Source organism: Deltaproteobacteria bacterium, from assembly GCA_040223695.1.
Taxonomy (GTDB): domain Bacteria; phylum Desulfobacterota_D; class UBA1144; order Nemesobacterales; family UBA2774; genus JAVKFU01.
In genome coordinates, this window is the sequence record JAVKFU010000017.1 from 50,394 (window position 1) to 62,844 (window position 12,451).

Annotated in this window: 12 protein-coding genes; 5 read left to right on the top strand and 7 right to left on the bottom strand. The window is 47.8% G+C overall.

Annotated features, from left to right (window positions below):
• Positions 1-47: 47 nt before the first annotated feature.
• The 6 genes from atpB to RIG61_08130 form a co-directional block, all read right to left on the bottom strand.
• Complete coding sequence (gene atpB, locus RIG61_08105; protein ID MEQ9619120.1) at positions 48-746, bottom strand: F0F1 ATP synthase subunit A; 699 nt, start codon at positions 744-746, stop codon at positions 48-50.
• A complete protein-coding gene (locus RIG61_08110; protein ID MEQ9619121.1) occupies positions 733-1,122 on the bottom strand; it encodes an ATP synthase subunit I in 390 nt (129 codons plus the stop codon). Before RIG61_08110 ends, atpB begins: the two co-directional genes overlap by 14 nt.
• A gap of 217 nt (positions 1,123-1,339) precedes the next feature.
• Positions 1,340-2,632, bottom strand: a complete 1,293-nt coding sequence (gene hemL, locus RIG61_08115) for a glutamate-1-semialdehyde 2,1-aminomutase (protein MEQ9619122.1) — start codon at positions 2,630-2,632, stop codon at positions 1,340-1,342.
• Between the two features lie 212 nt (positions 2,633-2,844).
• A complete protein-coding gene (locus RIG61_08120; GenBank protein MEQ9619123.1) occupies positions 2,845-3,615 on the bottom strand; it encodes an OmpA family protein in 771 nt (256 codons plus the stop codon).
• Positions 3,616-3,674: 59 nt separating this feature from the next.
• Positions 3,675-4,409 carry a tol-pal system protein YbgF gene (gene ybgF, locus RIG61_08125; protein ID MEQ9619124.1) on the bottom strand — a complete coding sequence of 245 codons (735 nt, stop codon included), beginning with the start codon at positions 4,407-4,409 and terminating at the stop codon, positions 3,675-3,677.
• Positions 4,410-4,422: 13 nt separating this feature from the next.
• Positions 4,423-5,133 carry an OmpA family protein gene (locus RIG61_08130; protein MEQ9619125.1) on the bottom strand — a complete coding sequence of 237 codons (711 nt, stop codon included), beginning with the start codon at positions 5,131-5,133 and terminating at the stop codon, positions 4,423-4,425.
• A 308-nt stretch (positions 5,134-5,441) separates the two neighbouring features.
• On the opposite strand from RIG61_08130, the gene RIG61_08135 reads away from it, so the two are divergent.
• On the top strand, positions 5,442-6,104 hold the full coding sequence (locus RIG61_08135; protein MEQ9619126.1) for a DUF3943 domain-containing protein: 663 nt from the start codon (positions 5,442-5,444) through the stop codon (positions 6,102-6,104).
• Between the two features lie 67 nt (positions 6,105-6,171).
• Positions 6,172-6,753, top strand: coding sequence for a flavin reductase family protein (locus RIG61_08140; GenBank protein MEQ9619127.1), 582 nt, complete (start codon positions 6,172-6,174; stop codon positions 6,751-6,753).
• 100 nt (positions 6,754-6,853) lie between these two features.
• Here the strand turns inward: RIG61_08140 and RIG61_08145 are convergent, their stop codons facing one another.
• Positions 6,854-8,662, bottom strand: a complete 1,809-nt coding sequence (locus tag RIG61_08145) for a M28 family peptidase (GenBank protein ID MEQ9619128.1) — start codon at positions 8,660-8,662, stop codon at positions 6,854-6,856.
• A gap of 215 nt (positions 8,663-8,877) precedes the next feature.
• On the opposite strand from RIG61_08145, the gene RIG61_08150 reads away from it, so the two are divergent.
• The 3 genes from RIG61_08150 to RIG61_08160 are packed head-to-tail and all read left to right on the top strand — an operon-like array spanning position 8,878 to position 12,438.
• Complete coding sequence (locus tag RIG61_08150) at positions 8,878-9,642, top strand: prolipoprotein diacylglyceryl transferase (protein MEQ9619129.1); 765 nt, start codon at positions 8,878-8,880, stop codon at positions 9,640-9,642.
• Between the two features lie 19 nt (positions 9,643-9,661).
• A complete protein-coding gene (gene trkA / locus RIG61_08155) occupies positions 9,662-10,987 on the top strand; it encodes a Trk system potassium transporter TrkA (GenBank protein ID MEQ9619130.1) in 1,326 nt (441 codons plus the stop codon).
• A 56-nt stretch (positions 10,988-11,043) separates the two neighbouring features.
• Entirely contained in the window at positions 11,044-12,438 is a 1,395-nt protein-coding gene (locus tag RIG61_08160; GenBank protein MEQ9619131.1) for a TrkH family potassium uptake protein, read from the top strand.
• Positions 12,439-12,451 lie beyond the last annotated feature (13 nt).

The following is a 12,451-nucleotide window of genomic DNA, read 5'->3' on the forward strand; positions in this document are numbered from 1 at the left end:
ACCTCCTTTAGTAGAGTAGGTCATTGTTTTATTCATTTTTGTTTATTCTATTCAATTTCAGCTTCATGCGCCGTCGCGAGGGAAATATAGATCGCAGACAGCACGGTAAAAATAAACGCCTGAAGAAAAGATACAAAGATCCCGAGTCCTATGAATATCGCGGGTATTATGTAATGCACAAGGTTTGTAAAAACACCCAGAACCATGTGATCCCCTGTAATATTCATGAAAAGCCTGAGCGATAGAGATACGGGACGTACGAAATGGCTTATTATCTCTATTATGAACATCAGCGGCGCCAGGAATAATACGGGTCCGGCGAAATGTTTCAGATACGAAATGCCGTTTTCTTTGAACCCATAATAGTTGTACATTACGAAAATAACCAGAGCGCAGGCAACCGGCACGTTGAAATTCCCGGTGGGGGGCAGGAATCCCGGAATAATCCCAAGAAAATTAGCAAATAAAATAAAGAAGAAAGACGCGCCAAGCAGCGGGAAATATTTTTTGGCCTGTTCCCTTGAGCCGAGCATATTCGTGAACAGATCGAAAAGGAAGTCAATTGTAAGGATTTCAAATATAGTCCTCAGGGAAAACTTCTCGTCCGGCATTACCGAATCTTCTTTTGACAGGGTTTGTTTAATCTTGTACCCGGCAAAAGCTAAAAAGAGCAATACCAGAATCGAGCCCAGAATGTAATCATATTTACCCAATCCTATGAGCGTAAACCAGCTAAAGTGTTCCATCTTTGCTCCCTCTTAAACTTTCTCCGATAATTACCACCACAACCCCCGTAACACCGATAAAAAATCCGTACAAATCTACTTTAGCAAATAAAAATATAGAAATGACTATAGCGATAAAAACAGCCATCTTGATAACAAAAGCGAAAATTGCGAAAGCCTTGGGAGCAGATTTGGAAACCAGCGCATTTACGAGAAATCTGATTGCCATGAAATTAGCGACAAATAAAATGCCGCCCGCAGCCGTACCCAGCGCAAATTCTCTTGATCCCAAAAAATAATTCACCGCGAACAAAATCGCGGTAACTACAAGACCGCTTTTCTCTACACGCCCTATAGTCGGTATGCTAAACAGACTTGCTGTCCTTTCCGTTATCAATTCTTTTAATCATCCTTAGAAGCAAACTAAATCCGGTAAATACACCCGCTACCAGCCCTAACATCGTAAACCAGGGTGTAGAGGTTCCAACCCACTTGTCTACATATTGCCCGAGCATTATTCCGGCTATGACAGAAAATCCAAGCTCAAAGCCGATGGCAATAAACATCAACCATTTATATTTTTGTTGCTTTCTAAACGCTTAGCCCTCTATTATTTACTGGATCTTTTTTAGAGATCCGTATACCGCATCAAGCGTCCTCTTGATGTCCCTTTCAGTATGAGCGAGTGAAAGAAAAACCGCCTCAAACTGAGAAGGCGGAAACATAATACCAGCCCTGAGCAAATTTTCAAAAAATTTGGAGTACTTTTTTGTATCACTCATCAGCGCCGACCGGTAATCAACCGGTTTTACATCTGTAAAGAAAAGCGTGAACATGGATCCGATCGAATTTATTTGCGCCTTGACCCCGAGTTTCTCGATTATTTCTGTGATCCCCTGAACCAGCTCAACCGTCAGGCTTTCGAGCTTTTGGTAGTTCCCTTTTTCAAAAAGTTTAGTCAGAGTCGCGCGCCCCGCGGCCATAGCAAGGGGGTTTCCGGAAAGTGTTCCGGCCTGGTACACCGGACCGACCGGCGCGACCATTTTCATTATTTCCTTACTTGCGCCGAACGCGCCCACCGGCAGACCTCCTCCTATTATCTTTCCCAGGCATGTGATATCCGGCACAACTCCGAAAGTCCCCTGAGCGCCGCCTCTTCCCAGTCTGAACCCGGATATTACCTCGTCAAATACAAGCAGCGCGCCTGAATCGCGTGTTATCTCTCTCAGGCCCTCAAGAAACCCCTGTTGCGGGGGCACCACTCCCATATTGCCCGCAACGGGCTCAAGAATTACCGCTGCTATCTTGTCCCCCTTCTTTTTGAAAAGTTTTTCAACCGATCCCAGATCGTTATATCCGGCCAGTAATGTCCTATCAGTGAAAGCCTTTGGCACACCGGGGCTGCTGGGAGTGCCGAACGTCGTTGCTCCGGAGCCCGCCTGTACCAGAAGATAATCGGCATGTCCGTGATAACACCCCTCGAACTTGACTATATAGTCCCTTTTCGTATAAGCGCGGGCCAGACGCACGCCGCTCATCGTCGCTTCAGTGCCGGAACTCGTCATTCTCACCATTTCTATGGAAGGAAAAGATTTTACGATTAGCTTGGCAACCTCGATTTCATTTTCACAGGGGGCCCCGTAGCTTGTGCCCCTTCCCGCCGCTTTCTTTACCGCAGCTACTACATCGGGCGCCGCATGTCCCAGTATGAGAGGTCCCCAGGAGGACATGTAATCAATATATTTATTCCCGTCCTCATCATAAACGTACGCTCCTTTTGCTTTGGAAACAAAAACAGGGGTGCCGGATACGGCATTGAACGACCTTACGGGGCTATTAACCCCTCCCGGCATAAGGCGCTCCGCTATTCTATAAAGTCTTTTCGAGTTCGTAAACCGGATATTCATTTACTTGACAAGGTGGAGATCAATAAGTCAGGGAGTATTAAACATGGATGATAAAAAGCTGTCAAGTGCCGAGAAGATCGGACTTGTCTCTATTATAAAAAAGGAGAGAAACCCCGTAAGGAGTTTCTCTCCATGATTTAATTTCTCATCTACACTTAATTCTTAAAATCGATGAGATAATTATCTATATGCAATCAGGACAAAACTTATAATTAGTTAGCGTACTGAAATATAAGTCTTGCGCCCACTTTTGCTGTCGGCGATGTAACGATGAAGTGAGCCCTTCTGTTAAGCTGATAGGCTTCTTCGGTTGTTCCCGCGCCGAACTGCGTTGTTTCACCACCGCTTGCAGTCGTGATCCTAGCCGGGTCTATTCCCATCTGGACCAAGAAGGCCTTTGTTGAATCAGCCCTTCTCTGTGCAAGTCTCAGGTTGTATGCAGGAGTACCTCTAATATCTGCATAACCTTCAATCAACACTGTCAGATTAGGATCTGCCTGTAAGGTCCCCGCGTTTTCTTCCAATACCGCGGCAGCATCAGGCCTAATGTTGAACTTGTCAAAGTCAAAGAATATATCCTTCAACTCCGGTGCCGGTGCCGGTGGCGGTGGCGGTGGTGGGGGTGGGGGTACCGCACATTTTAACTTAGCTTCGTCTGCCTTTGCTTTGGCATCGATAAGCATTCTGCGAGCTTCAAGCTCACTGCAAAATTCGCCTGCAAGGGCCTTACCTTTGGCCAAAGCTGACTCAGCAGCTGCCAACTCTGCCTCACCACAAGGAGCTCCACAATAATCTCCTGTTGTGGGATCATCACCACATACTCTTTGCTTACACTGCTCACAGGTAGCTTTCGCTTCAGCTGTTGCCGATTCAGCAGCCGCTAGCTCTTGCGTCGGCGGGGGTGTCGCGCAGCTTGCCAAATAGAGCAATGCAACAACTAATAAGGGGATACCCAAAAACACAACTTGCTTATCCCTTTTCATTCTACTGCACCTCCTTTAAGAGTTTTTTAGTACTCAACGAGTACATAATAATAAACAGTTTAACGCTCAACTGCAAGTTCCGTAATTTTTTCTTTCGCTGTCTTGGCCTCATCCGAATTCGGATACTTGTCAATCAGTGTCTGGAAGAACAATGTCGCTTCTTCCTGTTTCCCGATTTCAACAAGAGAAAGCCCCTGTTTTAAATATCCGAGAGGCACCCTGTCATCCTTGGGATATGTATCGATGAATCTCTGATATTCCAGAATAGCTTCCTCGAATTCGCCTTCCCTGTAATAGGACTCCGCAATCCAGTACATCGCGTCATTTGCTTTCGAGGATTTGGGGTATTTAGACAAAAACTTCCTGAATTGAATCCTGGAAGCCTCGAAATCACCCTCACCGAGTTCCGTGTAGCCCTGATTAAATATCGAGGCTTCGTCATCCACCGGGGCTGTGCCAACCGAGGCAACATCCATAGGTTCGGATTCCGGTGTAATCGGGGCAGTCCCCAGACTGAGCTGATTAACCCTGGACTCCAGTTTCGAATAGGATTGGTTAAGCTCTCTCATAGCGGCTTCAAGCTGATAAACCTTTTCCCTTAGCTCAACGTCGGTTGAAGACGAGCCCGGAGTAGTTTTCAGTGTCTGCACCTCTCTTGAAAGACGGTCCATCTTGCCCTCAAGCCTCGTCTGTCTTGCATACACACTACTTACATCCCCCTGGGTAGCCACGCATCCTAACGACATAAGACAACTTACAGCCAGTACAAAATTGATTACGACTTTAGCATTCATAGATCATTCCTGATTAAAAGCTGGGAGAAGATACCGCCGGAACGAAATGGGCTCTTCTGTTCTGCTGATAGTCATATTCCGACGTACCTACCGCGAATTGCTCGGTTTCTCCCTTACTAACAGCCTGAACCATAGATGGCGGAACTCCGCGTCCGATAAGGTAATTCACAGCGGACTCAGCTCTCCTTTGACCCAATGCCAAGTTATATTCCTCCGTACCTCTCACATCGCAGTACCCTTCGACGACGACAACCTGGAATTTATTTGCGCCCCCTCTGATTATATTCGCATTCTGATCAAGAACGGGTTTGGAGTCGAAAGTAATGGCAGACTGGTCAAAATCAAAGAATACGTCTACAAGACCGTAATTCGACCCTGCCGGGCTCAAGCCCTGCAAACTTTCCTCCATGGCTTCAACATCAACACTCGAAGCGAAGGCCTGGTTTTTAGCTTTTCCCTCCGCCTCTATAGCTTTAAACCTGGCTTCCTCAAGCAGCTGACGAGCAGCAGCCGTGTTGCCTGCCGCCATCATTTCCCTGGCTCTTTCGATCAACTCTTCGGCGGCCTGATACTCAGGAAGACCCTCAGCGCCTGCATCCTTCGCAGCCTGTAAAGCCGCTTCGGCATCAGCCATTTCTTTGTCGACATTAGACCCGCAACCTGCGGCAATCAGCAGTGTAAAAACTAAACATATACCTATAGCAATAAACCAAGGCCTGTGCATTAAGCTCCTCCTGAATTAAATGAAACTTCTACCTGAGATAATTACATTATTTTAATTGTGAAGTCAAGGGATTTTAATCTAAGACTCACTAACGTACACGTAAGAAAAGAGAAAAATTTTGAGGACAATAAACTCTATTCAAATCCCTGTATGAGTGTTATCATTAAAGTGAATGCATTTGAGCGGCGTATCCTATGAATATTTCAACATTTATTAGCGTTTTTGTCATTCACCTGACCCTCTCCTTATTACTATTGAGCCCAAATTCATACTCTCAGACCATATACGGCGAAGATCCTCCGATATTGATGAGTCCGGTAAACGACTCCGTATTTATAGACATAAGGGAATACAGAAAACCCGATATCGTATTGGAAAAAGAAGCCAATGACAAGTCCCTTGCCGACTTTAACGATTTTCTCCGCAATACCAGAAACGTCTATTTCACCCTTTGGCTCGTACGCATCGTACAGGTCAATATGCTTGATATAAACAGAAAGGAAGACCAGGTTTTTATTAATCCTTTTACGTGGTGGAAAAACTTCTTCGGATTCCAGAACAAGGGAAAAAGAAGAGGGGATTTCGAATGGAAAGACGGCGACAGGTTTAAAACGAACTGGGTCGCTCACCCGGCGTTTGGCGCATATTCATATCTATATTATCGGGCAAAAGGCTATAACAGGTACACATCGGCCCTCGGCTCGGTTATTCAGAGCACTCTATTCGAATATACGATTGAGGGAGTAATTCAGTCTCCGTCCATTCACGATTTGGTTATTACGCCCGGAATCGGCGTCCCGCTGGGAATAGTTCTTGAAGAGACCTCCGACTGGCTCGAGTCGAGAGATAACGGATTTCTGCACGCTGCAAGTTATATTGTAAACCCATTGAAGATAATAGTTCCCGATGAAGAGAACGTGAATCTGAGCCCGATAGTGAGCGGTCAGGTCGTGATCGGATTTCAGTGGTGATCACTATTACATAAAATTAGATGCCCTAAGGATCAAATAAATTTTCTCGAACCGAGGGATATGAAAAATGAGCAAGGAAGAAGGATCGGCTGTAGCCGGCATATTCTGGTCTCTATCGCCTGTGGTTGCGATAACGAGTTCCTGGGACGGAGAAGTGAACGGGCAAATCGCGGTAACGGCGGTTACGTCCTCGATAGTTCATACCGTGCCAAGGCTTCTGGTCGGCATATGGAAAGGCAATTATACGCACGGATTCATAATAAACAGCAGGGCTTTTACGATACACCTTTTAAGAAAAGATCAGTTGAGCCTCGTTAAAAACTTCGGTTTTTATACTGGCAGGGAGAGGGACAAATTCAAGGATATCGGTTATAAGACCGGCGTTACCGGAAGCCCCGTGCTCGAGGACGCCCATTCATACGCTGAGTGTGAGGTGCTGAACGCAATGGACGGGGGGGATATGACAGCGTTTCTGGTAAGAGTCGTGGACGGACGAATAATCTCAAGGGGAGAATGGATGACCCTTAACGACTTTTATTCCGAGGCCCCTCCCGACTGGATCGCCGAGTACGGTGAAAAGCTTTCACGGTCGGTCGCTTATTCGCTTGATCAAATCCATAAAATCGACTATAGCCCCTGGAAACCCTGACGGATGCATTCGCTTCTTCTCACATTTTCTATAGAGCGGAATCACGGATACACGATTTGCGGCATAATAAAAAATTCAGATATTTGCAAGATAAAAATAATCACCGCTTCTCCGGTACGGCGTTGAGCTTTATACGTTTCCCTTCCCTGATAATTACAATTTCCGCAGGGACACCGGGCGTGAGGCTTTCAAGCGCACGGCCAAAATCATATATGCTCTCTACTTCAATCCCGGCCAATCCGACAATCCTGTCACCGGCCTCAAGACCCGCCCCGGCGGCTGGGCTGCCCGCCCTTACGCCTCTTATGCTCACCCCCTTTCCCGCCCCGGCGTAATCCGGAATAGTGCCGAGATACACCGAAAACCCGGAAGCAGCAACCCCTGGGATTTTTAATCCGGAGAAAGTTATTTTATCCTTGCGGTCACCCAGCTCCATAATCAGATTTGAAATCAGAGCCAGAACCCGCTTCTCACCCTCAGAGTTAATCAATTGCCAGTCGTCACCCGGGGTGTGGTATTCATCGTGGAGACCCGTGAAAAATTGGACGGCCGGTATTTCATGCTCATAAAACGGCAATTGGTCACTCGGTGCGAACACCGAATCCTCTAATGTCAACTCCAGATTCAAGCCTGAACCCGCCTGAGCGATGAGACTTTGCCATTCGGGGGAGGATGAGACTCCGAACACGATCAGTTTATTTTCATTAAGTCTTCCCATCATATCCATATTAATCATGGCGACAGTATTTTCATGTGAGACGGCAGGGTGATCGATATAATAAGTCGAGCCCAGGAGCCCGAGTTCCTCTCCCGAAAACGCTATAAACAGGAGGCTCCTCTTCATGGAATTATCCGCATCTGAAAAGTATTCGCTCAGCTCCAGCAGTCCCGCAACGCCGGAGGCGTTATCGTCCGCGCCGTTAAATATCTCTCCCTCCGCAGCCCTCTCCGGGTCTTTGTACTCCCATATGCCTCTGCCCAGATGATCATAGTGAGCGCCTACGACAATCACCTCATCTTTCAAAGCCGGGTCGTTACCGGGTATAAAACCCAGCACGTTTGCGCTTGCTCTCTTCTCCTCTATCAGCTCCGTGCTGATCTCCGCCTCGGCCCCTCTAATAGCGAAAGGACCACCTTTTTTTCCCGAGAGCGTTTCTTCAAGCTCGCCAAGCTCCTTTCCCGCTGCGGATAATATTTCTTCGGCTATCCCGCTTCTTACTATCACCGCCTGAATCCCCGCTCGCGGCGCCGGGGTTCGAAAAAGAGAAGAACTCAATTCATCCTCCGAATCTTCCGAATCGGGGGTGGTAAATATAACTGCGGCCGCCCCCTTTTCCTCGGCATTGGAAACCTTGTAACGGAGGTCCGCGTAATCGTAAAAGGGGCTCTCGATGTCGAGCCCGTCGGGTGTAAAGCGGAGGACAAGTACAATTTTCCCCTCCACATCGATGCCCCTGTAATCATCGTAATCAAGCTCGGGGGCGGTAATCCCGTATCCGGCGAATATTATCCCGCCCGCGGCCTCGCCGTTTGCCGAAAAGCCGAGAGGAAAGTAATCCTTGCCCGGCTCAAGCTTTTTCTTGTCGCCGCTAATAGTAAGCGCAAGGGAGTTTAACTTCCCGGGCTCAACCCCGCCTGAGAGCGGGAATCCTTGAAAGTACGTTCCGTCATCCCCGAAAGGCAAAAGTCCCGATTCCTTGAAACACCCGGCAATGTAGTGCGCAGCCCTGTCGCCCCCTATGGCGCCGGTCATCCTCCCCTCAAGCTCATCGGAAGCAAGATACTTAATATGCGAGAGGATTTCCCGAGGTGTAATGTCCGTCTCTCTGTAATCCGCACATCGCTCACCGGACAGCGAGTGAATAGGCAGAGCTATCAATAGCAGGATAACGGTCAAACTGATACGCATAGTTAAATAAATTACCACAACACGCGAGCTCAGGTCCGGGAATATTTGAAATATCCGGTACCAATCAGGGACTAACGAAACTTCATTTAAGGGCGCGCCTATGCCCGAACCGAAAATATTCCGATTAACCGGCCTTCCCGGGTTTGTTTTAGTGTTTGCGGATGGGTGCAAACCATGTAAGACTTATCTTCCACAATAACGCAAGGGAGCAAAATATGTACCCCACTCTATTCAGAATAGGAGATATATACGTTTCTTCATTTTCAGTGATGGTTCTGATTGCCTTTCTGGCTGCGTATATACTGGGAGAATCGGAATTCAAGCGAAAAGGCATGAACGGCAATCTGAACGATTTGCTTCTGATAGCATGCGTAGTCGGGGGACTCGGAGGCGCGAAGCTTCTTTTCCTCTACCAGCAGGTGAGCTTTTCAGACTTTATAGGCGACCCCGTAAGATACATGGCATCCGGATTTACATTCCTGGGCGGTCTCCTGGGAGCGTTGATTCTGATATGGCTCGTAACGCAGATGAAGCGCGTCAGCTTTTTGGAAGTAACGGACACTATAGCCCCTTTACTCGTAATCGCATACGCTATAGGGAGAGTCGGCTGTCTCCTGGTCGGAGATGATTACGGAATTCCCTCGAATCTCCCCTGGGCCATATCCTTCCCCGACGGCTCCCCTCCTACATACGAAAGAGTCCACCCTACTCAAGTGTACGACACAATAAGCATGACGATTATATTCATATTCCTCTGGAGCATTCGGAAGAAGAATTATCCGACCGGCTGGCTGTCGGCTGTTACATTTATTATTTTAGGAGTTCAGCGATTTCTTATAGAGTTCATCAGAAGCACCACTCCAAGCTTCATACCGGGATTCTCGCAGGCTCAGCTAATTTCAATCGGGCTTGTGCTGCTGGGCCTTGTAATGCTCTACAAGATAAAATCACGCCCCGCTGAGGCCGGAGAGACTATATGATCGTGAGGTTTGAGCATAAATGCGCATAGTAATAATCGGCGCGGGCCAGGTCGGATCTTTCCTTGCCAGAAATCTCTCGCACGAGCACGATATAGTGATTATAGAAAAGGACTGGGAGACGGCCGACAGGTTCAAGGAATCTCTCGACGTGCTTATCATAGTAGGTGACGGCGATAACCCCAAGGTGCTGAAGGAAGCCAGAATAGAGAAAGCGGACGTTATGCTCGCCGTTTCAGGGGACGACAAGACCAATATACTTGCTTCTACCTATTCGGCATACGTAGGGGTCCCGAAAATTATCGTGCGAATCAGGGATAAGGATTATCTTGAGTATCCGGGTACCCTTGAGAAGTCGGAAGTCGATATAGTCAATCCGGGCTCCATCATATCGGAGAAAATTACGAGCCTTATAAGTTCACCCTTCGCATGGAAATCCGAAACCCTTGCCAGGGGCAGGATTAAACTCTTTAAACTTAAGGTGGAGGAAAATACACCCATAGTGGGACAGAGGCTCGCGGACCTTGGTCCGGCAAGGGCCTGGATATTCGTCGCTATTTCGAGAGACGGCAGAATAACTATCCCGACAGGAGAAACCAGGCTCAGGAGCGATGACTACGTCTTTGCCCTCGGGAATACAGACGTACTCGATAAACTTAAGCAATTGTTCGGCGTGGAAGAGGAATATATAAAATCCGTGGTAATAATGGGCTGCGGGAGGCTGGGGATGGGGGTTGCAAAAACACTTTCGGATAACGGGATAAAGGTAAAGCTAATCGACCACGATCCGAAAAGGGCGCAAAGAGCGGCAGAGGAGCTTCACAAGGTTCTGGTGTTCAAGGGGGACGCCACGGACTCGGAGACTCTAAAAGAGGCGGGAGTCGAGTCGGCGGACTATTTCCTGGCCCTTACTGGCGATGATGAAAAAAACGTCCTCAGCGCGTTACTCGCAAAAAACCTGGGAGTCAAAAGAACAACGGTTCTCTACACGAAACCGGACTATATCGACCTGATTGAGGTCATAGGTGTCGACAGGGCTATAAGCGTGAGGCTTGCTTTAGCTAATGAAATTCTGAGTCTCCTCCATATAGGAGGGGTGGCGCACGTCGCTCTTGTGGAGGAGGGCAGGGCTGAAGTTCTCGAATTCAACATTGACGAGAATACTAAAATTCTTGGGAAAGCGCTAAAGGACGTTCACTTCCCCGAGGGATCGATAGTGGGAATCGCGCTCAGAGACGACGAGATCATCATACCCAAAGGAGACTATATGCCCGAGTTCAATGACAGAGTGATTATATTTGCTCTTCCGGAAGCTATAAAAAAAGTCGAGAATATCCTAGGCCAGTGAACTTAAGATTCACATTGCACATATTCGGGAATATTTTGAAATTTCTGGGGCTATTGATGCTCGTCCCGGCGGTATTTCCGCTATTTTACCGTGAAGACGATCTATGGGCATTCGTGGTCTCGGCTCTCATTACATCTTCTCTGGGCTTTACACTGGAGAAACTGACCAGACCCTCAGACGCAGCAAATGAAATAGAGAGAAAAGACGGTTTTCTCATAGCCACCTTAGCATGGTTCGGTGCGAGTGTTTTCGGCGCCATCCCTTTCATGCTTTACGGGGCATTGACAAATCCTGCGGACGCTTTTTTTGAGTCGGTCGCGGGATTTACCACAACAGGGGCAAGCGTAATCACCGATATAGAGTCCCTACCTCACGGAATCCTCTTCTGGAGAAACTTCAGCCAGTGGCTGGGCGGTATGGGAATAATAGTTCTCGCAATAGCGATTCTTCCGAGGCTCGCGGTGGGCGGCATGCAGCTTATGGGGCTTGAAGCACCCGGTCCTACAACTGAAAAAATCACTCCGAGGGTCACTGAAACGGCAAAAAAACTGTGGGTTGTATATCTGGGATTATCCATGGCGCTTGTTCTGTTTCTCGCACTTGCGGGAATGCCGGTATTCGATTCCGTGCTTCATTCGTTCAGCACAATGTCAACCGGCGGCTTCTCACCGAAAAATCTCAGCATCGCCTCTTACAACAGCTCTCTTATAGATGTAATTATTACTGTTTTCATGTTTATCGCAGGCATAAACTTCGTCCTGCTCTACTGGCTTTTACACGGAAATTTCAGACGGCTGACACAAAACTCCGAATTCAAGTTCTATCTTCTCCTCAACGTAACCGCGATCCTGGTAATCTCCCTTGAGCTCTGGCGGTCGGTTTATATGAGTTTCTTCGAGTCCCTCAGATATGTCGGTTTTCAGGTCCTTTCCATAAGCACGACAACCGGATTCGCAACCGAGAATTTCGACCTATGGCCCTCATTCGCTAAATGGTTTCTTCTGCTCCTGATGTTTTTCGGCGGGTGCGCCGGCTCCACGTCCGGCTCAATAAAAATTATCCGAATGATGGTTCTTGCCAAAAAGGGCTACAACGAGATGCATAAAATTATCTATCCGAGAGCGGTCGTGCCTATCAGAATTGACAAAAAACCTGTCAGTGGAGACGTACTATCAAGTATTACGAGCTTCTTCCTGATATACCTTTTTATATTTTTAGTCGGCACTCTTGTAGTAATGGCGGCCGAGGATCTCCCCATTATTACGGCAATTTCGGCTTGCGCTGCGACTCTTGGGAATGTAGGCCCGGGTCTTGGAGAGGTCGGCCCGGCGGGGAATTACGCCAACCTTAGCAACGTTACCAAGGTTGTCTTTTCATTTCTCATGCTAACCGGAAGGCTCGAGCTGTTCACCGTGCTCGTTCTTATAACGCCCGCGTTCTGGAGAAAGTAAGCGTCCGCTTAAA